1 protein-coding gene is annotated in these 855 nt (G+C 71.3%); it reads left to right on the top strand.

All coding sequences use genetic code 11. The features are described 5' to 3' along the window. Nucleotides 1–627: GAF and ANTAR domain-containing protein (locus C1A33_RS26625; RefSeq protein WP_101834344.1), on the top strand; the 627-nt coding region annotated here is incomplete at its 5' end. Nucleotides 628–855 lie beyond the last annotated feature (228 nt).

Genomic DNA, 855 nt, shown 5'->3' with positions numbered 1-855 from the left:
ATCCCCGGCGCCGACGGCGCCGGGGTGACGTTGCTGCGCGCCGACCGGGATGGCACCCGGATCGAGGCGCTGGCCGCGAGCGCGCCATTCGTCCGGGACATCGACGAGATCCAGTATGTCGTCCTCAACGAGGGCCCCTGCATCACCGCCACCCTCGACCGGCGCACGGTCCGCTCGGGATCCCTGGGCGGCGACCGGCAGTGGCCGCGCTTCGGCCCCCGGGTCAGCCGCCTCGGGGTGCACAGCGCCCTGTCGCTGCCGCTGCTGCTACCGGACCAGGTGGTAGGGGCGATCAACGTCTACGCCCACGGCAAGGACGTCTTCGACGAGCACGCCGCCGAACTCGGCGAGCTGTTCGCCGCCCCGGCGGCGGTCGCGGTCCACAACGCCCAAGTGCTGGCCCAGGCGCTGAACCTCACGATCCAGCTTCAGACGGCGCTGTCGAGCAGGCCGGTCATCGACCAGGCCATCGGGTTGCTGCGTGGGCGTACCGGCGCGACCGCGGAGGAGGCGTTCGCGCGGCTGCGCGTGATCAGCCAGCGCGAGAACGTCAAACTCGCCGTCGTCGCCCAGCGCATGGTCGATGAGGCGGTCCGTCGCGCCCGCGCCCGCGGCCACGAGACGTGACCCGACTGCCGGTCCGCCGCGGTTGGGCGGCCGGCTCAACCGAGTACCGTGAAAGACGGCACCCTTGGATGCGGGGCCCTGACTCGTCTCCGGTGCCCCACCCAGCACCGCGACCTGCGGTACTCGGCTCTGTGGCCGAAAACGGGCGTTCGGGGACGCCGCTTCGGAGAAACCGGCTGTGGACATTTCCACTGCTTTGGCCGCGTATCTCGCCGCTCTCACGGAATC

It is taken from the genome of Frankia canadensis (genome assembly GCF_900197875.1).
GTDB lineage: Bacteria > Actinomycetota > Actinomycetes > Frankiales > Frankiaceae > Frankia > Frankia canadensis.
The sequence above is the reverse complement of the archived record's forward strand: the minus strand, read 5'-3'. Positions and strand labels throughout refer to the sequence as shown.